At 68.9% G+C, this 21,059-nt stretch carries 12 protein-coding genes; 6 read left to right on the forward strand and 6 right to left on the reverse strand.

All coding sequences use genetic code 11. From position 1 onward, the window contains the following. Positions 1 to 110: 110 nt before the first annotated feature. Positions 111 to 1,832 carry a glutamine--tRNA ligase/YqeY domain fusion protein gene (locus tag HHL15_RS20165; RefSeq protein ID WP_169147610.1) on the reverse strand — a complete coding sequence of 574 codons (1,722 nt, stop codon included), beginning with the start codon at positions 1,830 to 1,832 and terminating at the stop codon, positions 111 to 113. A gap of 269 nt (positions 1,833 to 2,101) precedes the next feature. On the opposite strand from HHL15_RS20165, the gene HHL15_RS20170 reads away from it, so the two are divergent. Genes HHL15_RS20170 through HHL15_RS20185 form a run of 4 tightly spaced genes read left to right on the forward strand, consistent with a single transcriptional unit; the run spans position 2,102 to position 9,609 of the window. Next, the gene (locus HHL15_RS20170) at positions 2,102 to 4,132 is read left to right on the forward strand and encodes a TonB-dependent receptor plug domain-containing protein (protein ID WP_169147611.1); all 2,031 of its coding nucleotides are present in this window, start codon (positions 2,102 to 2,104) and stop codon (positions 4,130 to 4,132) included. A 10-nt stretch (positions 4,133 to 4,142) separates the two neighbouring features. Further along, on the forward strand, positions 4,143 to 4,697 hold the full coding sequence (locus tag HHL15_RS20175) for a YfiR family protein (protein WP_169147612.1): 555 nt from the start codon (positions 4,143 to 4,145) through the stop codon (positions 4,695 to 4,697). Further along, positions 4,694 to 7,459, forward strand: a complete 2,766-nt coding sequence (locus HHL15_RS20180; protein ID WP_169147613.1) for a hybrid sensor histidine kinase/response regulator — start codon at positions 4,694 to 4,696, stop codon at positions 7,457 to 7,459. The genes HHL15_RS20175 and HHL15_RS20180 overlap by 4 nt, the downstream gene beginning before the upstream one ends. Further along, positions 7,456 to 9,609: a two-component system response regulator gene (locus HHL15_RS20185; protein WP_169147614.1), complete on the forward strand. Its 2,154-nt coding sequence runs from the start codon at positions 7,456 to 7,458 to the stop codon at positions 9,607 to 9,609. The genes HHL15_RS20180 and HHL15_RS20185 overlap by 4 nt, the downstream gene beginning before the upstream one ends. A 15-nt stretch (positions 9,610 to 9,624) precedes the next feature. On the opposite strand, the gene HHL15_RS20190 is transcribed toward HHL15_RS20185, so the two are convergent. From HHL15_RS20190 to HHL15_RS20210, 5 genes are read right to left on the reverse strand one after another with little or no spacing between them, the layout of a single operon-like run. After that, entirely contained in the window at positions 9,625 to 10,917 is a 1,293-nt protein-coding gene (locus HHL15_RS20190; RefSeq protein ID WP_169147615.1) for an HD domain-containing phosphohydrolase, read from the reverse strand. Next, complete coding sequence (locus tag HHL15_RS20195; RefSeq protein ID WP_169147616.1) at positions 10,914 to 12,734, reverse strand: ATP-binding protein; 1,821 nt, start codon at positions 12,732 to 12,734, stop codon at positions 10,914 to 10,916. Before HHL15_RS20195 ends, HHL15_RS20190 begins: the two co-directional genes overlap by 4 nt. A 4-nt stretch (positions 12,735 to 12,738) precedes the next feature. Next, positions 12,739 to 13,578: an HDOD domain-containing protein gene (locus HHL15_RS20200; protein ID WP_169147617.1), complete on the reverse strand. Its 840-nt coding sequence runs from the start codon at positions 13,576 to 13,578 to the stop codon at positions 12,739 to 12,741. Continuing rightward, positions 13,575 to 13,775, reverse strand: coding sequence for a hypothetical protein (locus HHL15_RS20205; protein WP_169147618.1), 201 nt, complete (start codon positions 13,773 to 13,775; stop codon positions 13,575 to 13,577). The genes HHL15_RS20200 and HHL15_RS20205 overlap by 4 nt, the downstream gene beginning before the upstream one ends. Beyond that, positions 13,768 to 15,345: a response regulator gene (locus HHL15_RS20210; protein WP_169147619.1), complete on the reverse strand. Its 1,578-nt coding sequence runs from the start codon at positions 15,343 to 15,345 to the stop codon at positions 13,768 to 13,770. The genes HHL15_RS20205 and HHL15_RS20210 overlap by 8 nt, the downstream gene beginning before the upstream one ends. 275 nt (positions 15,346 to 15,620) lie before the next feature. Here HHL15_RS20210 and hrpA point away from each other — a divergent pair, with 275 nt between their 5' ends. Both hrpA and HHL15_RS20220 read left to right on the forward strand, forming a co-directional pair. Next, positions 15,621 to 19,715, forward strand: coding sequence for an ATP-dependent RNA helicase HrpA (gene hrpA / locus HHL15_RS20215; protein WP_169147620.1), 4,095 nt, complete (start codon positions 15,621 to 15,623; stop codon positions 19,713 to 19,715). Positions 19,716 to 19,794: 79 nt separating this feature from the next. After that, positions 19,795 to 20,637, forward strand: a complete 843-nt coding sequence (locus HHL15_RS20220) for a tetratricopeptide repeat protein (protein WP_169147621.1) — start codon at positions 19,795 to 19,797, stop codon at positions 20,635 to 20,637. The last annotated feature ends 422 nt before the right edge of the window (positions 20,638 to 21,059 follow it).

Genomic DNA, 21,059 nt, shown 5'->3' on the forward strand with positions numbered 1-21,059 from the left:
CCATTTCATTGGCATGTGCCGATGCGGTGGCGATCCGGCCACCTGTCATTTTACGGCCCCGCCATCCGGATGATGGCGGGGCCGGGTGGCTTGACGGCCACCCCGGCTGCTTATTTTTTCCAGGCGTCCCGCAGGGTCACTGTGCGGTTGAAAACCGGCGCACCGTCGCGGGTGTCGATGCGGTCGGCCACAAAATAGCCGTGGCGTTCAAACTGGAAGCGGGCCTCGGGCCGAGCCGCGCGCAGGGCCGGTTCCAGCTGGGCGGTGATGACGCGCAGGCTGTCCGGATTGATGTCCTCCACGAAATCCCGCTCCAGGCCTTCAGGGTCGCCCTCGCGGCGGTTGCCCGGGTAGGCGTGGGCAAAGAGGCGGTCGTAGAGGCGCACTTCGGCGGTGTAGGCGTGGGCGACGGAGACCCAGTGGAGGTTGCCCTTGACCTTGTAGGTGTCGGCCCCCGGGGTGCCCGACTTGGAGTCGGGCAGGTATTCGCACAGCACGGCGGTGATGTTGCCGTCGGCATCCTTCTCGCAGCCGGTGCACTTCACCACGAAGCCATAGCGCAGGCGCGCCATGTTGCCCGGGTAGAGGCGGTGATAACCCTTCACCGGGGTTTCCATGAAGTCTTCGCGCTCGATCCACAATTCGCGGCTGAAGGGCATCTCGCGCTTGCCCAGCTCGGGGTGCAGCGGGTGGTTGGGGGCGTGGCAGCGCTCGGTGTGGCCCTCGGGGTAGTTGGTGATGATCAGCTTGAGGGGGTCGAGCACGGCCACCCGGCGCTCGGCTGCTTCGTTGAGGTGCTCGCGCATGCAGTCTTCGAGCACGCTCATGTCGATCCACGAGTCGGCCTTGGAAACGCCGATGCGCTCGGCGAACATGCGGAAGCCCTCGCGCGTGAAGCCCCGGCGGCGGGCACCGATGAGGGTGGGCAGGCGCGGGTCGTCCCAGCCCTCGACGTGTTTTTCCTCGACCAGCTGGATCAGCTTGCGCTTGGAGAGCACCACGTAGGTGAGGTTGAGGCGGGCAAATTCGATCTGGCGCGGCACCGGGCGCTGGAAGAAGCCGCCGTCGGCGAGGGATTCCAGCAGCCATTCGTAGAAGGGGCGCTGGTCTTCGAATTCGAGGGTGCAGATGGAGTGGGTCACGTCCTCCAGCGCATCCTCGATGGGATGGGCGAAGGTGTACATCGGATAGACGCACCAGCGGTCACCGGTGCGGTGGTGGGTAGCGTGGCGGATGCGGTAGATCGCCGGGTCGCGCAGGTTGATGTTGGGCGAGGCCATGTCGATCCGGGCGCGCAGGATGTGCGTGCCGTCGGGGAATTCGCCCGCCTTCATGCGCTGGAACAGTTCCAGGTTCTCGGTCACGCTGCGGTTGCGGTAGGGGCTGTCCTTGCCCGGCGCCGACAGGGTGCCGCGGTAGGCACGCATCTCCTCGGCGGAGAGGGAGTCCACGTAAGCCTTGCCGACGGTGATCAGGTGTTCCGCCATGGCGTACATCTTGTCGAAGTAATCCGACGCGAAGTAGAGGTGCTGCTGCCAGTCGAAACCCAGCCACTGCACCGCCTCGATGATGGCGTCGACGTATTCCTGCTCTTCCTTGGTCGGGTTGGTATCGTCGAAGCGCATGTGGCAGGCGCCACCGTAGGCCTCGGCGAGCCCGAAGTTAAGGCAGATGCTCTTGGCGTGGCCGTAGTGCAGGTAGCCGTTCGGCTCGGGCGGGAAGCGGGTTTCGACGCGGCCGCTCCATTTGCCGAGGCGGCGGTCTTCGTCGATGAGGTTGCGGATGAAGTTGCTGGGGGTCGCTTCTTCAGCGGCGGGTTTGGGAGCGGTCATCTGGGTCCTACCTTGACGGGCGCGGGCGGAGTGGCGCCGGGTACGAAATGCGAAAGCCTGCAATTGTAGCCGATGGTGGCGGTGCCCGAACCCGGCCCGGCGGGAAATGCCTGGTCGGGCGGGAGGCGGTGAAGCAGAGGGCCGCGTGCTGGTGAGAAATGTGGCGTCCGTGCTGTGCTTTGCGTCGCATATCCATGACAATCCGACATCAAGAGCAGGCAGTCGGGGATGGCATGCCTGCCTGTTACCGCAATGCATAGAGAGTTCCAATGAAGAACCGAGTCCAAGCCAGTCTCCTGGTGTCCCTCGTCTTGGGGTGTTCGGCGGCACAGGGTGGGGAGGCGCCGCTGGTTGATCTGACCCTCGAAGAGCTGGCCCGTCTCGACGTGGCGACGGTGTCCCGCAAGGCGCAGAAACTCTCCGATACGCCGGCGGCAGTCACCGTGCTGTCCGCCGAGGAGATCCGCCGCAGCGGCGCGCGCAGTGTTCCGGAGGCCCTGCGTGACGTGCCCGGGGTGACCGTGTCGCAGATCGGCTCGGGGCGCTGGGCGGTGGGGGTGCGTGGCACCGATGGCCGCTTCTCCAACAAGCTGCTGGTCCAGATCGACGGGCGCAGCGTGTACAGCCCGCTGTTTTCCGGTGTGTTCTGGGAGGCGCTGGATGTCATGCTCGAGGACGTCGAGCGCATCGAGGTCATCCGCGGAGCAGGGGCGTCCCTGTGGGGCGCCAACGCGGTCAATGGCGTCATCAACATCGTGACGCGCAAGGCGACCGCCACCCAGGGCGGGCTGGTCTCCGCCGGTATCGACGACCAGGGGCAGCCCACGCTGGCGGCCCGCCAGGGCATCGACCTGGGGGACGCCGGGGCCGGGCGGGTCTTCATCAAGGGGAGTGAGCTGTCGCGCTCGCGTACCGCCAATGGCCGCGAGGACTCCGACAGCAACCGGGGCTGGAGTGGCGGTTTTCGTCTCGATGGTGCCGGCTCGGGGGCGGATGCCTGGTCGGTGATGGGGAATGCCTATCACCGCAACAGCCGCGAGAACATCGTCAGCTCTTCGGTGGCGGGCTTCCAGGGGCTCTACCCCATCGACTTCGAGTTCGAGGGGAGCAGCCTGCAGGGGCGGCGCAACTGGGGCTGGCTGGGGGGCGAGGCGTCCCTGCAGGCCTACGTGGACCACCAGTTTGCCAATGTGGGCTCCTATGGGCGTGGCACGGTTGATACCGTCGATGCCGACTTCCAGCACCGCCTGGCGGCGGAGGGGGCCCATGAGTTGATGTGGGGGCTGGGGGCCCGCTATGTCAGGACCGAGATCATCGCGGTCACCAGCATCCTCGGCCTCGATCCGGCGCGTCGCCATTCACGGGTCCTGAGCGCCTTTGTGCAGGACGAGATCACCCTGGTGCCGAAGACCTGGAAGCTGACCGTCGGCGGCCGCTTCGAGTATTCCAGCCTGAGCCGCTTCGAGCCGCAGCCGACGGTACGCCTGATGTGGACGCCGAGCATGGATGACAGCCTGTGGACCAGCTGGTCGCGGGCCGCCCGGACGCCCTCCATCGGGGAGAGCGATGCCACCATCCTTTACGGCTTCCGCGCGGCGCCGCCCCAGGCACCGTTCCCGGCGGTGGCGACGATCTCCAGCCCCTGGCCGGACTGGAATCGTCGTGCCGAGCGGCTCGACGCTTTCGAGTTCGGCTACCGCCGCAACCTGGGCCGGGCCAGCCTGGAGGCGGTGGCCTTCTACAACGATTACCGCCGTCTGATCGGGACCCACATGGATCCGAACGGCCTCGTCTTTCCGGGCCTGCCCATTCCGATCCCACCGTATTACGCGCCCAGTCAGTCGCTCTACCGAGGCAATTTCGGTGCTGCGCGGAGCCATGGCCTCGAGCTGGGGCTTGATCTACCGGTCACCTCCAGCCTGCGCCTGCAGGCCAGCTACACGGTGATGGACACCCGGGCGAAGTCGAGCAGCGATCCGGCCCTCGAGGCCTATGGCCGCAGCATCGAAACCACCTCGCCTCACCACTGGGCCAGTCTGCGGGCCATGATGAATGCCGGGCGGGGCCACGAGTTTGATCTGGTCCTGCGCCGCATCGGCGCCATCGGCGAGGCCAGCGTGCCGGCCTACACCACGGTTGACCTGCGCTATGGCTGGCGGGTGGGGCCGCTCTTCGACCTGTCCCTCGGCATCCAGAATCTCTTCGACCCGCTGCACCTCGAGTACGTGTCGAACTTCTTCCCGGGTCAGCCCGCCTACCAGCCCCGCCGGGGCTACCTGCAGGGTGTCTGGCGGTACTGAGGATGCAGCCGTGAAACGGGGCCTTTTCCTCATCCCGCTGTTGCGCGCCACGGTTTTTCTCGTGGCGCTGCCGGCGCTCGCCGGACCGCCCTCGGGGGAATACCAGATCAAGGCGGCCTACCTGCTCAACTTCGCGCGCTATGTCGAATGGCCGGCCGGGCGTCTGCCGGCGGGCGCGCCGCTGCGCATCTGCGTGCTGGGGCGCGACCCGTTCGGCGGGGCTCTCGAGGGGCTGGAGGGGCGCCAGGTCCAGGGGCATGAGGTGCGTGTGCGCCAGGTCGACAACCTGGACCAGGCGGGCGACTGCCACCTCGTCTTCATCTCCGGCTCCGAGGAGCGGCGCATGGGGCCGATCCTGCGCGGGCTGGCCGATCGCGCGGTGCTGACCGTCAGCGACATCGACGGTTTCGTCGAGGCGGGCGGAGGGATAGGGCTGGTCATCGAGGATGAGCGGGTGCGCTTCGACATCAACCAGGGGCCGCTGCTGCGCGACAGCCTGCGCGCCAGCTCCCAGCTGCTGCGGCTCGGCCGTCAGGTGTTCGGGGCGGAAAGGGGGGGGCGATGAGAGCCCTGCGGGAACTGCCCATCGGTGCCAAGCTCGGCCTGGTGGTCCGCTTCAGTGTGCTGATCGCCCTGGGAGTGGCGCTGCTGACCATCTTCATCCTCGAGGTACGCGGGGAGTTGCGGCGTGCCGACGAGGATGCCCAGACCCTCTCGGCGATCGTTGCCGACGGGGCGATCTCGCCGCTGCGCTTTGACGATCCGCGGGTCGCCGACTCCCTGCTGGCTTCCCTGCGCTACCACGAGCGGGTGTCGGCCGCCATGTTGCTGCGTCCCGACGGCAAGGTCTTCTCCACCTATCCCGTGGCCCTGCGCGGGCAGGTGGAGCGCATCGAGCGCCTGAAGGCGATCGGGGCCGACAAGACTTCGCGCTGGAGCATGCTCAGCCTGGTTGTGAGCCAGCGGCTGGTCGGCGATGGAGAAGAGCTCGGCTGCCTGCTGCTCGAATTCGATCTGCAACCCATCCTGGGGCGCCTCGCCCTGTGGATCGGCTTCGCCTGCATCGGATTGCTGGTGGCGCTGCTGGCGGCTGCGCTGTTTGTCCGCCGGGTCCAGGGGATGATCGTCGACCCGATCCAGCAGCTGGCCCAGGTGGTCCGCGAGGTGGGCGCCCACAGACGCTATGACCTGCGGGCGCCAGCCGGCTATGCGGACGAGGTGGGCGAGCTCATCGCCGGCTTCAACGGCATGCTCGGCGAGATTGCCAACCGCGACCGGGAGCTGACCCTGCATCGGGAGCACCTGGCCTCGGAGGTGGCCGCGCGCACCGCCGAGCTGCAGGCCGCCAAGGAGCAGGCCGAAGCCGCCAGCCGTGCCAAGTCGCAGTTCCTGGCCAACATGAGCCACGAGATCCGCACCCCCATGAACGGCGTGCTGGGCATGATCGGGCTGCTGCGCCAGACCCCGCTGGCCGGGCGCCAGGCGCGCTTTGTCGACATGCTGGGCGATTCCGCCCACTCGCTGATGGAGATCATCAACGACGTGCTCGATGTGTCGAAGATCGAGGCCGGCCGCCTCGAGCTGGAGGCCTTGCCCTTCTCCCTCCGGGATACCGTCGACCAGGTGGCCACCCTGTTCGCAGTGTCGACCCACGAACGGGGCCTGCGCCTGCGCCTGCACGTGGACCGGCAAGTCCCGGAGAGCGCTGTCGGCGACGGGCTGCGGGTGCGCCAGGTGCTGAACAACCTGCTCTCCAACGCCCAGAAGTTCACCGAGAAGGGCGAGATCGCCATCCGCTTGTTCCCCGTTGCGGGAGCACCTGCGGGGCGCATGCGCCTGCGCGCCGAAGTGCGGGATACCGGCATCGGCGTCCCGCGGGAGGCGGGCGCGCGGCTGTTCCAGTCCTTCTCCCAGGCCGACAACTCCATGGCGCGCCGCTTTGGCGGCACTGGGCTGGGCCTCTCCATCGCCAAGCAGCTGATCGAATTGATGGACGGCAGCATCGGCTACCTCACCGAGCCGGGGCAGGGGTCGTGCTTCTGGGCCGAATTCGAGGTCGGTACCGGCCCGGCCGGCGGCAAGCTCGAGCAGCCCCTGACCGGCACCGCGGCCCTGCTGGCGCTCGGCGACTCCCGCCTGCGTGATGCGCTGGTCGAGCAGCTGGTCTTCCTGGGCTGCCGTACCGAACTGGCCTTCGACATACCGGCGGTGGACGAGATGCTGGGGGTGGATACCGGCTTCGACTGGGTCATCGTCGATGCGGCCTTCGACGGTGGCCAGGGCGTCGCGTGCCTGCGTGCCCTCAACGGGCGTCCCGGCTGCCCGGCCCGGGTCGGGATCTGCGACGCCGGTCGCGACGATGCGCCGGTGCTCGAGGCGGCCGGCGCCACCCACCTGCTGGCCCAGCCCTTCACCGGCCTCGATGTGCGCCGCGTCCTGGGACGCGAGCCCGGGCCCGGGGACAACCCCGGGCTGACCGTCCAGCGAGCGCTGGCGGCCCATGTGCTGGTCGTCGAGGACCACCCGGTCAACCGCGAGGTGGTGACCGCCGTGCTCGAATCCCTGGGCTGCCGGGTCTCGGTCGCCGAGAATGGCCGCAAGGCCCTCGACGCCTGCTGTGCGGCCCGCTTCGACCTGGTCCTGATGGATATCCAGATGCCCGAGATGGACGGCCGCCAGGCCACCCTGGGAATCCGCGCCCACGAGGCGGCCCGGGGCCTGCCGCGCATGCCGGTGGTGGCCCTCACCGCCAACGCCCTCAAGGAAGACCGGGATGCCTGCCTGGCGGCCGGCATGGATGACTACCTGGTCAAGCCGGTGTCTCGCGAGCAACTCTGGGCCGTGTTGAGTCGCTGGCTGAGGGAGGCTCTGCCGTCCGACCCGGACACCTCCTTCCCGCGGATCGTCCCCGATCCGCCGGTGCAGACGGAGCGCGATGCCGAGACGGCGATGGATGTGGAGCTGCTGATGTCCCTGCCAGGGGTCAATGGCAACCGCGCCTCGCCGATGCTGCAGCGCCTCCTGCCGCTTTTCGTGGGTGAAACCGAGCGTAATGTGGCAGGCTTGCGGGCAGCCCTTGCCGAAGGCGATGCCAGGACGGTAAGGACCCTGGCCCACAAGATGAAGTCAGGTTGCCTGGCCGTCGGTGCGGTCAGGCTGGCGGCCCGCGCGCGCAGCCTGGACGAGCGGATCAAGGACGGGCAGGCGCCCACCGCCGCCGACGTGGAGAGGCTGGCCGATGCCTGGGAGGCCTGCAAGGATGTGCTTCTCCGCGAACAACTGGTCAGCATGGAATTACTGGACCGGGCGAGGAGCCCGATGGAATGATGACGCCAAGCGAACATGCTCAAGTCCTGGTCGTGGATGACGACCCCCTGACCCGCATGATGGCCACCGAGGCGCTGCGGGAAGGCGGCTTTGCAACCATCGAGGCGGCGGATGGCTATCAGGCGCTGAGCGCCTTCGACAGCAAGCTGCCGGATCTCGTCCTGCTCGATGTGATGATGCCGGGCCTCAGCGGCTTCGAGGTCTGCCAGCAGTTGCGGGCCCGTCAGAGCGGAGCGCTGGTGCCGATCATCATGCTCACCGGGCTGGACGATAGCGAGTCGGTGCAGCGGGCCTTCGACGCCGGGGCGACCGACTTCATCTCCAAGCCCATCAACTGGACCCTGCTGCGCTTCCGCATCCGCTACGTGCTGCGGTCCGCCCAGGTCATGAAGGAGCTGACCCGCAACAAGGAGAGCCTTTCCAACGCTCAGCGGATTGCCCGGCTGGGCAGCTGGGAGTGGTTCGTTGGTGAAGACCGGGTCCAGCGTTCGGACCAGTATTACCGGCTCTTCGGCCAGTCGCCGCAGGCCTTCGGGGATGGCATGGAAGCGGTGCTCGGGCATGTCTATGCCAGCGACCGGGCGGCGGTGACATCGGCCGTCGAAGGCGCCCGCAGGGGCGTCGGCTACCAGCTCACCTACCGGGTCGTGTGGCCCGACGGCAGCGTGCGCACGGTGCTCGAAACCGCCGAGCCCGGCGACGTGCGCGACGGCCGTGGCCAGCTGGTCATGGAGGGCAGCGCCCAGGACATCAGCGACCACGTGGATGCCCAGCGGCGCATCCGCCAGCTGGCCTATTTCGACCATCTCACCGGCCTGCCCAACCGGGAGTTCTTCCGCGAGAGTCTGCTCGGCGCGGTGGCCCGCGGCCTCCGCAACGACAGCCGCTGCGCCGTGATGGTGGTGGATCTCGACCGCTTCGCCCGCATCAACGACAGCCTCGGGCCTGAGCGGGGCGACCAGGTCTTGCAGGTGATCGGCCACCGCCTGCGCGAATGCATGGGCGACCGGGCGCCGGCCGAGCCCGCCGGGGGGGGCTCCCTGCCACGCCTCCGGGTGGCCCGCCTGGCGGCCGACGAATTCGGTGTGCTGCTCAGCGATGCCGGCAGTCAGGAAGACATCATCGCGGTGGCCGAGACCCTGCTGCAGGCGGTGCGGTCGCCGATCCGGGTGCCCGGCCAGGAGATCACCCTGTCGGCCAGGATAGGCCTGGCCGTGATGCCCGATCACGCGACCGACGCGGATGCCCTGCTCAAGGCGGCGGAGACGGCGCTCAACCGCGCCAAGCGGGTCACCGGCGAGCAGGTCGCCCTGTTCTCCGAGGAGATGAAGGTGGCGGCCTTCCTGCGCTTCACCCTCGAAGGCGATCTGCGCCGTGCGATCGGCGACGACGCGCTGCGGGTGGTCTACCAGCCCATCGTCGACCTGCACCGGCGGGCCGTGGTCAAGGCCGAGGCCCTGGTGCGCTGGCCCCATCTGGCGCGGGGGGCGATCCCGCCGCCGGAGTTCATCTCCCTGGCCGAGGAGACCGGCATGATCGTGCCGCTCAGCCGTTCGGTGATCGAGCGGGTGTGCGCCGACATCGCGGTGATGGAGCCTTACCTGCCGGCTGACTTCCGCTTCTGCATCAACCTGTCCGGCGTCAATTTCATGGACACCCAGCTCATCCCCACGGTCAGTGCGGTGCTGGCCGCCGCTGGCGTGCCGCCCGGGCGGATCGAGTTCGAGCTGACCGAAACCGTGCTGATGCGTGACCTGGACTACGCCACGGTCATCCTCGGCCAGTTGCGCGAGATGGGCGTGCGGGTGGCGGTGGACGATTTCGGCACCGGCTACTCGTCCCTGGCCTACCTGCGCCGGCTGGCCGTGGATACGCTCAAGATCGACCGCTCCTTCGTCAACGAGCTGGACGACGGGCAGGGCATTGCGATCGTCGAGGCGGTGATCGGCCTGGCCCACAGCCTGGGGCTGGAGGTGGTGGCCGAGGGCGTCGAGACGCCGTCGCAGTTGTGCGCGCTGTCGGCCCGCGGCTGCCACCTGATCCAAGGCTACCTGTTTGCCCGGCCGATGCCTGCCGAGTCCCTGCTCGAGGTGCTGGGCCGCGAGGTGTCGATGCCCGGCATGCTGGCCGGCAACACCTCCGTGCGCTGAGCGGGGGGGCCGCCCTCAGGCGGGCTTGTCGGGGCGGATGGCGATAGACAGGCGGATGCCCTCCGAGGCCTCCAGCTCCCGCAACTGGCGGATCAGGCTCTCGTCGAGCACGAAGTCGGCCGCCAGCAGCATGACCCCGTCGCGGGTCACCAGATCCCGCGCCAGCACCATGCCCGGCTTGAGGGACGACGGGTTCAGGTCGTGGCCGCCCTGGCCGGCCGTCTCGGCCGCACCCAGCACTTCGGTCAGGGCGTCCACTGCCTGGGGGCAATAGCGCTTGCCCCGGTTCTGCTGGATGAAGGCGATGGCTTCGTCCGGCTTCATCTTGCGCGGCGACAGGCTGCCGATCTGCAGGCTGTCGAAGTCGTTGGCGACGGCCAGCACCCGCGCGCCGTAGGGAATCGCCAGGCCGGACAGGCGGTCGGGGTAGCCCTGGCCGTCCCAGCGCTCGTGGTGGCCGCGGATGAAGGTGCCCGCCTTGCGCAGGTTGTCGATGCCCATCAGGGCGGCCTGGCCGGTGACGGGGTGCTTGCGCAGCAGGCCCAGCTCGTCGCCGCTCATGTGGGATACCGGCTTGGACAGCAGCTCGTCCGGCAGGCCGATCTTGCCGACATCGTGGAGCAGGCCGGAGAGCATCACGTCCTGCACCTCGGCGGACGGGAAGTTGAGCTTAATGGCGATCTTGCGCGCCAGGTCGGCGACGCGCCGGGAGTGGCCGGAGATCACGCCTTCACGCAGCTCGATGAGGTTCGAGAAGACGCGGATCGAGGTCAGGAACTGCTGCTTCAGCTTCTCATGGGCGGCCTTCAGCTCGGCGGTGCGTGCCTCGACCTTGTCTTCGAGGCTGGCGTTGAGGGCCTTCAGCTCGGCGTTCTGGGCCAGCGTGAGGGCCTCCAGGCGGTTCTTCTCCCGTTCCAGCGCCTTGCGCTCCAGCGCCTCGCGGACGGTCAGCAGCACGTCCTGGTCGTTCCAGGGCTTGGCGATGTAGCGGGCGATCTGGCCGGCGTTGATGGCGGCGATGGTCGAGTCCATGTCGGCGTAGCCGGTCAGCAGCAGGCGCACGGTGTCCGGGTGGCGCTGGCGTGCTTCGGCCAGGAAGGCCGCGCCGTCCATGCCGGGCATGCGCATGTCCGAGATGATCAGGTCCACCGGTTGCTTGTCGAGGATCTCCAGCCCTTCGGCGCCGCCGGTGGCGATCAGCACCGTGTAGCCGTGGGGCCGGAACAGGCGGCGCAGGGAAGACAGGATGTTGGCCTCATCGTCCACGCACAGCAGCGTGAAGGTGGCGTTGTCGGGGGAGGGGGTCATTGCGGGGCTCCGCTGGAGGCCGGGTGGTGAATGGGCAGGGTGATGCGGAAGGTGGTGCCGACGTCGGGCGTGCTGCTCACGCTGATCTTGCCGTGGTGCTTCTGGATGATGCCGTAGGACAGGGACAGGCCCAGCCCGGTGCCCTTGCCGACCGGCTTGGTGGTGAAGAAGGGGTCGAAGATGCGGGCGATGACCTCCGGCGGAATGCCCTTGCCGTCATCGCCCACCTCGATCCACACCTGCCCGCCGGCCACGCCCGTGCGGATCGTGATGAGGCCGCGGCGATCGTCCGGCATGGCCTGGGCCGCATTCACGAAGAGGTTCATGAAGACCTGGTTGAGCTGGGACGGCAGGCACTCGACGAGGGGCAGCTCGCCGTACTCCCGGTGCACATCGGCCCGGTACTTGATCTCGTTGCTGGCGATGTTGAGGGTGCTGTCGAGGCCGTGGTGGAGGTCGGAGGCCTGCCAGTCCTGGCGCGCATCGGAGCGGGAGAAGTCGCGCAGATCCTGGACGATCTTGCGGACCCGCTCGGTGCCTTCCTCCGATTCCCGCAGCAGCTCGTTGATGTCATCCCGGATGTAGTCGAAGTCCGCCGCCTTGCGGATCTGCTGCAGGGTGGCGGCCTCGTCGGGCGGCAGGGCGCTCTCCCGCGCGGCGTAGGCATCGACGACGTTCAGCAACTGATCGATGTAGCCCTTGAGGCTGCGGATGTTGGAATTCACATAGCCGATGGGGTTATTGATCTCGTGGGCCACCCCGGCGGCGAGCTGGCCGATGGAGGCCATCTTCTCGGACTGCACCAGCTGCTCCTGGGCCTCGTGCAGGCGGCAGTTGAGCTCGGTCAGCTCGGTGTAGCGCTTGAGGAGCTCCTCTTCCGCCCTCTCGCGACGCTCGATGTCCTCTTCGAGCCGGGCCTTGGCCTGCTGCAGCTGCTCCGTGCGGATGGCGACCGTGGCCTCCAGGTCGGCCTGCAGCCTGAGCAGCCCGGCCTCGGCGTTCTTGCGTTCGGTGACGTCCTGCAGGGTTTCGATGGCGCCGATGATCTCGCCGAGGGCATTGCGCAGCGGGGCGGCGGTGAAATGCAGCCAGCGGCCCTGGTCGCCCATGTGGGGAAAGAAGTCCTCCGCCTCGTAGGCCCCCTCGATCACCGGCGAACGGCGCAGGTTCTTGGTGCCGTAATGGTCGACGATGGCGTCCATCTCACCCGAGACGATCAGGTCGGCCATGATCGGCCGCTCCGACCGGTAGAACGCCGACCACTGCCGCCGGGTGCCGACCATGCTGCGGGCGGAGATGCCGATGACCTGCTCGCAGGCGTGGTTCCAGTGGGTGACCACATGGCGCGCGTTGATGACCAGGGTGGGCACGGGGTCGCCGTCGATGATCTGGGTCATCAGCTGCTGAGTCTGCTTCTGGGCGGTCTCGGCGTGCTTGCGCTCGGTGATGTCGATGAAGCTGCAGACGAAGGTGTCTTCCCCCTGGATCGATTCGATGGCGATCGACAGCTCGACCCAGCGCTCGTCTCCCGCCGCGGTGAGGATCAGGGTCTCATAGCGGGCCGCATGGCTTTCCCCTGCCAGCCGGGCACGGCCCTGGTCGCGCACCTGCGCCGGAAACAGATCCCAGAAGTCGCGGTCGGCAAGCTCCTGCGGGGTCAGGCCGGTGAGGCGCGACATGGCCGGGTTGGCGAACAGCACGGGGCCGCCGCGATGCAGCAGGATGCCGGTGCCGAAAGACTCGGCCAGCGGAAACAGTCGGCCGGGGATGCGGTAGGGCGAGGCCGGTGGGAGAGGGCGCGGAGTATCGGGTGGCATGGATTCAACCCAGCATCAGACGACAGCTTTCGAAGCGGCTCGCGGTGTCTTCGAGCACGCCGTTCAGTTGTTCCCAGCTCACCCCGAGCCCATCGATGGTGGCCTGGTCGAGGTGAGGCACCTGCCCGTCGGGCTCGCCGTCCAGTTCGAGCGCCCGGGCGATCGCATCGGCGTAGTGGATGATGCCGGCCAGGCTGCCGGGCGGGCATTCGCCCGGCGTGTGGTGCCGGCCGATGGCATCAGCGATGGCGGGGGGAAAGTTCCACAGCGTGGCCAGGCTGGCACCGGCCTCGGCGTGATCGAAGCCGAAGTGGCCGGCTTCCAGCAGGCTCGGCGGCAGGTCTTCCCGGACGGCCTGGTCCTGCATGGCCGCATAGGGCTCCGGATAGAGCGACACCATCGCCAGACGGCCGATGTCGTGGAGCAGGCCGGCAATGAACACCGGCTCGGCGGGACGCTGCAGCACCCGGGCCAGGGCCTGGGCCGCCAGCGCGGTGCCCAGCCCATGCCGCCAGAAGGCGTCCCGGCTGAATCCGCGGGCGCTGCCGCCGGGCAGACAGGTCAGCATCGAGGCGGCCAGGACCAGCGAGCGGACCGCTGCGAGACCCAGCACGACGATGGCGTCGTGGATCGACGCCACCCGCTTCTGCAGCCCGTAGAAGGGGGAGTTGGCCACCCGCAGGACCCGCGCAGCGATGGCCTGGTCCTGGGCGATGCGGCGCGCCAGGCCTTCCACATCCACGTCGCTGTGTTGCAGTGAGCGGATCACCTCGAGGGCGATCAGGGGCATCGCCGGCAATTGCCTGATCTGCCCGGTCAGTTCGGCGAGGGACGGGCGGCTCATCGGCATTGCTCCTGGCGAAACCTGATCACCGCATGCAGCAGGGCATCCGAGCCCGGCTCGCCGGCCGTGTGGCGGAACAGCCGCATGACCCGCTGATGCACCGCCTCGTGCTGGCGGGCAAGCCCGTCGGGAGCGGCCGGGGACGACTCCACGGGGGCTTCCGGGCTGGGCGGGTCGAGGGGGCGGGGCTCACTCATGGTGTGCCTGACAGCCGCTGAAGCTCAGCAGGCAGCTCCGGGGGGCGGTGGCGCCGGGCAGCGGGCGGACGTCCACGTGGAAGCGGCGCGTGCCCAGCTCGACATCGGTGCTGCCCTCGCTCCCCGCTCCACCCTGCGCGATGAGGGTGAGCAGCGCCGCGGGCAGGATGTCGTGGGCGTACTGGCCGAGCAGGGGGGACTGGCCGGCCATCAACTGCTCGGCGGCCAGGTTGCTCAGCGCGATCATGCCGTCGGGGGCCACCCCCAGCACCGCCATCGGCAGCGCGGCGAGGGCGTCCTGGGCCAGGCTGAGGGCGCGCTCGTCGAGGCTCAGGCGCCGCTCCCGCTCGATCACGGTGTCGCGCAGGCGTTCGTTGATGTGCGCCAGCTCCAGGTTGGCGCGCTGCAGTTCGGCCGACAGGCGCAGGTTCTCGTCGGACAAGGCCTTGCGGCGGAAGGCCTCTTCGATGTTGGCCCGCAGCATCGCGTCGTCCCAGGGCTTGGTCAGGAACTTGTAGATGGCTCCTTCGTTGATGGCGTCGGTGACCGACTGCAGGTCGGTGTAGCCCGACAGCACCAGGCGCACGCTCTCCGGGTGCATGTCCTTGGCCTTGCGCAGGAACTCCACGCCGGTCATGCCCGGCATGCGCTGGTCCGAGACGATCACGTCCACCAGGTTGGCAGCCAGGACTTCGAGACCTTCCTGGCCGCTGGCGGCGCTCAGGATGGTGTAGCCATCACGGCGCAGCAGGCGGCGCAGGGACGCCAGGATGTTCTGCTCGTCATCCACCAGCAGCAGGGTCCGCCCGGCGGTCACCGCCTGCTCCAGGCCCCGGCCGGCCGGGCGCGCTTCCGCGAGGCGGGCGGCGAAGTCCTCCAGGCTGCAGGCCTCGCCGGGCTGGGAGCCCTGCAGCGAGTCGCAGCCGCAGGCCTTCATGACGGACTGCACATGGGGCGTGCGCACGCCCTTGGCGTTGACCGTCAGCTTCATGTTGTGGGCCCGGGTGATCAGGGCCCGGATGATGGCCACGCCTTCCGGGGCCGCCGTCACGTCCTGGACCAGGCGGGCCGGCACTTCCAGGCCGTCGAGGGGCATCCGGCGGATCCACGCCTGGTGGGCGCTGATCGGGCTGGCCGCGCTGGTGACGAAGCGGATGCCGCTCTGCCGCAGGTGCTGCAGGGCGGCCAGCTCGGTGTCGGAGATCTCGCCGCGGCCCATCACGATGTTCAGCTCCAGGCAGCAGGGCTCCAGGCGGGTGTCGAGCAGCAGCGCGCCCAGCCGCCCGGGAAAGTCGGCCGTGCACAGAAGCTCCAGCCTGGCGTTGAGGGCCAGCGTCAGGCGCTGGCCGGTGCGGTTCCAGGCGCCCACCCGGGTGCACGCTGCGCGCAGGGCGGCGGATTCGAGCCCGGCGAGGTCACCGAGGGTCACGCTTTGGCTGGTGGCGCCGCGGCAGGCATACAGCTGCGCCGCGACCAGCCCGCCGCTGCGGCAGTCGAAGCGGGGCTGGAGCAGGGGCAGATCCTGCCCTGGTGCAGGGTGGGGAGGGGGGGAGGCGTCGGGACGGTCCATCAGGGTTCCGGTCGATGTTGCCTGTGCTGGCAGGACACTCCGCCGCATCATTAAGGTCGCCCGGGGTATCGGCGCTTGCGTCTCCAGCTTGAGTAATTAAGTCACAGCCGGGCGCCCGCCGCTGGAGCGGATTACCCGTTTTGATGCGCAAACCCGGCGCGCCGGTCCGGGCAGGGTAAAATCCGCGCCAGCTCCGTGCATCCGCGTGCCCGTGTTCTGCCCTGTTTCCAGCCCTGTGTGCATCCCTGTTTCCATCTTTTTCCGCTGCGTTCCCGATGGCCTCTCCGCAAGACCGGCAAGATCCATACTCCCTTCTCGAACAGTGCCTGTCCGTCGACCGGCCGGCCCTGCGCCGTGACCTGCGTCGCCTGCCCAAGCGGCCGCGCAGCCTGGACGAGCTGCCCGAGGCCCTGCGCCTGCGCCTTGCCGACTCGGCGGCCAGGCTGATCGCCCGCGCCAACGCGCTGCCCAAGCCCGACTTCCCGCCCGACCTGCCGGTCAACCAGCGCAAGGACGAGATTGCCGCCGCCATCCGCGACCACCAGGTGGTCATCGTCTGCGGCGAGACCGGCTCCGGCAAAACCACCCAGCTGCCCAAGATCTGCCTGGAGCTGGGGCGGGGCGTCGCCGGCCTGATCGGCCACACCCAGCCGCGGCGGATCGCCGCCCGTGCCACCGCCAGCCGGATCGCCCAGGAACTCAAGAGCGAACTGGGCAGCACGGTGGGCTACAAGATCCGTTTCACCGACCGCATCGGCCCGCAGAGCTACATCAAGCTGATGACCGACGGCATCCTGCTCGCCGAGACCCAGGGCGACCCGCTGCTGTCGGCCTACGACACCTTGATCATAGACGAGGCCCACGAGCGCAGCCTCAACATCGACTTCCTGCTCGGCTACCTGCGCCAGCTGCTGCAGAAGCGGCCGGACATGAAAGTGATCGTCACCTCCGCAACCCTCGACGCCGAACGCTTCGCCCGCCACTTCGGCAAGGGCGACAGGCCGGCGCCGGTGATCGAGGTGTCGGGCCGCCTGTACCCCATCGAGATGCGTTACCGCCCGGTGGAGCGGGACGAGCCCAAACCGGCGCGCCCCGGCGAGCCCGCGCCGCGCCAGGACAGCCGCGGCCCCGACCGGGATCTTTACGATGCCCTGGTGGACGCGGTGGACGAGGCCCACCGCAGCGGCCCCGGCGACGTGCTGGTCTTCCTGCCCGGCGAGCGGGAGATCCGCGAGGCCGCCGAGGCCCTGCGCAAGGCCCACCACGCCGCCGGCACCGAGGTGCTGCCGCTGTTCGCCCGCCAGTCCGCCCAAGAGCAGGCGCGGGTCTTCGCCCCCTCGAAGGGGCGCCGGGTGGTGCTGGCCACCAACGTGGCCGAGACCTCCCTCACCGTGCCGGGCATCCGCTACGTGGTGGATACCGGCCTGGCCCGGGTCAAGCGCTATTCCCACCGCAACAAGGTGGAGCAGCTGCAGATCGAGAAGATCGCCCAGTCGGCGGCACGCCAGCGGGCCGGGCGTTGCGGCCGGGTCAGCGACGGCGTGTGCTTCCGTCTCTACGACGAGGACGACTTCGAGAAGCGCCCGGCCCATACCGATCCGGAGATCCTGCGCTCCTCCCTGGCCGGGGTGATCCTGCGCATGAAGTCGCTGAAGCTCGGCGAAGTGTCCGACTTCCCCTTCATCGACGCGCCCCTGCCGCGCATGGTGGCCGACGGCTACCAGCTGCTGGCCGAGCTGGGTGCGGTGGAGGAGAAGGACGGTGAGGCGGTCATGCACCTCACCCCGATCGGCCGCGAACTCGCCAAGCTGCCGCTGGACCCGAAGATCGGCCGCATGATCCTGGCCGCCCGCGACCGGGGCAGCCTGGCCGAGGTGCTGGTGATCGCCGCGGCCCTGTCCACCCAGGACGTGCGCGAGCGTCCGCCCGAGCGCCAGGCCGCCGCCGACCAGGCCCACGCCCGCTTCCGCGGGCCGGAGCAGGAACAGAAGTCCGAATTCCTGTGGTACTGGAACCTCTGGAAGGCGTGGGAGGAGGTGCAGCGCCACGAGAGCTCCAGCAAGCAGAAGGCCTGGTGCAAGACCCATTTCCTGTCCTGGCTGCGCCTGCGCGAATGGCGCGACGTGTTCACCCAGCTGCACACCCTGTGCACCGAGCACGGCTGGAAGGAGAACGACAAGCCGGCCGGCTTCGAGGCCATCCACAAGGCCCTGCTCAGCGGTCTGCTGGGCCACGTGGGCTGCAAGATCGAAGATGCCTCGGGCCCTGCCGCCGGCAGCTACCTGGGCGCCCGCGGCATCAAGTTCTGGCCGCATCCGGGCTCTGCCATCGCCAAAAAGGCGGGCAAGTGGATCATGGGTGCCGAGCTGGTGGACACCTCGCGCCTGTTCGCCCGCTGCCTGGCCCGCATCGAACCCGAATGGCTGGAAGAAGTCGGCGGCCACCTGCTCAAGCGCCAGGTGTCAGAGCCCCACTGGTCCAAGGCCAGCGGCGCCGTGCGGGCCTGGGAGCGGGGCACCCTGTACGGGCTCACCGTGTATCCCCGGCGCGGCGTGAGCTACCGGGAGATCGACCCGGCCCTGTGCCGCGAGCTGTTCATCCGTGAAGGCCTGGTGCAGGGCGAGATGGCCGAAGGGCCGGCCCGCGGCATGGCCTTCCTGGCCCACAACCGCCGCCTGATGGCCGAGATCGAGCGCCTCGAACACAAGTCCCGGCGGCCCGACGTGCTGGTGGACGAGGAGCTGATCTACGCCTTCTACGACGCCAAGCTGCCGCCGGATGTGCTCGACCTGGCCAGCTTCGAGGCCTGGCGCAAGGACGCCGAGCGCAAGGCCCCCAAGCTGCTGCAGCTGACCCGCGACCAGCTGATGCGCCATGACGCGGAAGGCATCACCACCGACCGCTTCCCCTCCAACCTCGAGGTGCTGGGCCAGAAGCTCAAGCTCGCCTACCTGCACGAGCCCGGCGGGGCCGACGACGGTGTGACCCTGCTGGTGCCGCTGGCCATGCTCAACCAGGTGCCCGCCAACCGCTGCGAGTGGTTGGTGCCCGGCCTGCTCGAAGAAAAGGTGACGGCCCTGCTCAAGACCGTGCCGCAGAAGCACCGCCACCGCTTGCAGCCGATGGCCGACAGCGCCGCGGCCTTCATGGAGCGCTACGAGGCGGGCGAGTTCGACCTGGACGACCCCCTCATCAAGGCCTTGCAGCGCTTCGTCGAGGAGCGGGTGTCCCTCAAGCTGCCGATGGAGAGCTTCCGCCCCGAGAACCTCAACCCCCACTGTTTCATGAACTTCCGGGTGCAGGACGAACATGGCCGGGTGCTCGGCCAGTCCCGCAACCTGGCCGAGCTGCGCACCCGCTTCAAGGACCAGGTGGCGGCGCGCTTCCAGTCGGCGCGCATCGTCCCGGCGGCGGACGCCCCGGCGCCCAAGAAGGGCGAGCCGGTGGCCCCGGCCGCTAGCGCCACCATGGCCACCAAGGCCACCGCCGCGGCCCCCGCCCCGGCCGCCGGGCAGGCCCTGGCCGGCTTCACCGGGTGGACCTTCGGCCCGCTGCCGGAGCTGCTGGAGATCAAGGTGGCCGGCCGCGAGATCGTCGGCTTCCCGGCCCTCCACGATGACGGCGGCAGCGTGTCGCTGCGCCCCTACGACACCCCCGAGGAGGCTGCCAGGGTCCATCGCGGCGGCCTGGCGCGCCTGTTCGCGCTGGAGCTGTCGGCCCAGGTCAAGGCCATCGAAAAGCTCCCGGGCGTGCGCGACCTGGCCCTGCAGTTCATCCCCTATGGCACCGAAGCCGAGCTCAAGGCCCAGCTGGTCACCGCCACCCTGGAGCGCTGCTGCCTGCTCGAGCCGCTGCCCGCCGATGCGGACAGCTTCGCCCGGCGCTGCCAGGAGGCCAAGCCGCGCATCACCCTGGTGGCCCAGGAACTGATGCGCCTGACCGGCCAGCTGATCGTCGAGCACGCCACCCTCACCAAGCGCCTGGCCGGCCTCAAGACCTTCCCCGAGGTGGTGGCTGACATCACCGCCCAGGTCGCCAAGCTGATGCCCAAGAACTTCCTGGTGGCGCTGCCCTACGAGCGCATCGCCCAGGTGCCGCGTTACCTCAAGGGCGCCACCGTGCGCATCGACAAGCTGCGCAACAACACGGCCCGCGACGCCCAGTTCATGGCCGAATGGAAGAGCCTGGCCCAGCCCTGCGAGCGCGAATGGCTGGCCAAGGCCAAGGCCGGTGTCACCGACCCGCAACTGGAGGATTTCCGCTGGATGCTGGAAGAGCTGCGCGTCGGCCTGTTCGCCCAGGAGCTCAAGACCCCCATGCCGGTGTCGGTCAAGCGCCTGCAGAAGATCTGGGACAGCCGGCCGCGCTGAGGGCGGCGCCACACGAGGGGCTTGAATCCTGGCGCGGGAAGCCCGATTCTCCCCATATCAACTTCACCCCCTGCCTGCCATGAGCCACGATTTCGCCCTCGACATCATCGAATCCGAGTTTGATTCCAAGGTCCTCGCCCTGTCCCGCCGGGTGCCTGTGCTGGTGGATTTCTGGGCGCCCTGGTGCGGCCCCTGCAAGACCCTCAAGCCGCTGCTCGAGAAGCTGGCGCGGGAATACGGCGGGCGCTTCGTGCTGGTCAAGATCAACTCCGACGAGGCCCAGGCGGTGGCGGCCCGCTACGCGGTGCGCAGCATCCCGGCGGTGAAGCTGTTCATCGGCGGCGAGGTGGTGGACGAATTCATGGGCGCCCTGCCGGAAGGGCAGGTGCGGGCCTTCCTGGATGCCCACCTGCCCGACGAGGCGGAGCGCCTGCGCCATGCCGCCGCGGCCCAGGCCGAGCCGCTGGCGCGGGTGGAGCTGCTGCGCCAGGCGGCTGAGCTGTCGGGCCGCCGCCTGGCCATCGTGCTGGACCTGGTGGCCGCGCTGATCGACGCCGGCCTGCCTGACGAGGCCCTGGTCGGCCTGGAGTCGGTGGCGGTGCGCGAGCGGGACGACCGCTGGCTCAGGCTCAAGGCCCGCCTCGACCTGGCCGGCGAAGGCGGGATGGAGGATGAAGCCGTCCTGCTGGGGCGGCTGGAGGCCGACCCCAGGGACTTTGAGGCCCGCTTCGGCCTGGCCACCCTGCTGGCCCAGCGCAATGACTGGTCTGCCGCCTTCGGGCAACTGCTCGAGGTGGTGCTGCGCGACAAGGCCGAAGCCCGCGACCGCGCCCGCAGCCGCCTGCTCGAATGGTTCCCCCTGTGCCCCGATATGCGCGCCGTGATGATGGCCCGCCGTGATCTGTCGATGTATTTGAATTAGGGGGGCGGCTTCAGCCGGCTGTGGAGAGCCTTTGCGGGTCGGCTTTCCTTTTTTCCGCGTTGGATTGGCCGGGAATTCGCCCCGGCGGGCGACTCACTTCTTTGCTTCGCCAAAGAAGTAAGCAAGAAAGGCGACCCGCCTCCCCGGTCGTTCGCGTTGCGAACGACTCCCCTGCGCTGCTCGCATCGGGCGGCCGGCGCGGAACTCGTCGGCTACGCCTCCTCAGACAGCCGCGCCGGAAGGCCCCGCCCGCTGCTGCGCTGCTCGGCGGGTCAGAACGGGCTTTTCGCAAACACCGCGCGTTTGCTGAAGCAGGGCGCGATGATCAACGAAAGAGCAAAACCCCAGCGCCTCGCACCCACCGGCCTTTCCGTAGAGGCTCGGTGCCCGGTAAAAGCCCGTTCCGACCCGCCGAGCAGCGC

This window comes from Zoogloea dura, assembly GCF_012927165.1.
GTDB classification, from domain to species: Bacteria; Pseudomonadota; Gammaproteobacteria; order Burkholderiales; family Rhodocyclaceae; genus Zoogloea; species Zoogloea dura.

Excerpts from the sequence above, each read along its gene's own strand:
- HHL15_RS20180 (WP_169147613.1), top strand. The coding sequence starts at position 4,694 with ATGAGAGCCCTGCGGGAACTGCCCATCGGTGCCAAGCTCGGCCTGGTG.
- HHL15_RS20185 (WP_169147614.1), top strand. The coding sequence starts at position 7,456 with ATGATGACGCCAAGCGAACATGCTCAAGTCCTGGTCGTGGATGACGAC.
- HHL15_RS20205 (WP_169147618.1), bottom strand. The coding sequence starts at position 13,775 with ATGAGTGAGCCCCGCCCCCTCGACCCGCCCAGCCCGGAAGCCCCCGTG.
- HHL15_RS20170 (WP_169147611.1), top strand. The coding sequence starts at position 2,102 with ATGAAGAACCGAGTCCAAGCCAGTCTCCTGGTGTCCCTCGTCTTGGGG.
- HHL15_RS20210 (WP_169147619.1), bottom strand. The coding sequence starts at position 15,345 with ATGGACCGTCCCGACGCCTCCCCCCCTCCCCACCCTGCACCAGGGCAG.
- HHL15_RS20220 (WP_169147621.1), top strand. The coding sequence starts at position 19,795 with ATGAGCCACGATTTCGCCCTCGACATCATCGAATCCGAGTTTGATTCC.
- HHL15_RS20195 (WP_169147616.1), bottom strand. The coding sequence starts at position 12,734 with ATGCCACCCGATACTCCGCGCCCTCTCCCACCGGCCTCGCCCTACCGC.
- HHL15_RS20190 (WP_169147615.1), bottom strand. The coding sequence starts at position 10,917 with ATGACCCCCTCCCCCGACAACGCCACCTTCACGCTGCTGTGCGTGGAC.
- hrpA (WP_169147620.1), top strand. The coding sequence starts at position 15,621 with ATGGCCTCTCCGCAAGACCGGCAAGATCCATACTCCCTTCTCGAACAG.
- HHL15_RS20200 (WP_169147617.1), bottom strand. The coding sequence starts at position 13,578 with ATGAGCCGCCCGTCCCTCGCCGAACTGACCGGGCAGATCAGGCAATTG.
- HHL15_RS20165 (WP_169147610.1), bottom strand. The coding sequence starts at position 1,832 with ATGACCGCTCCCAAACCCGCCGCTGAAGAAGCGACCCCCAGCAACTTC.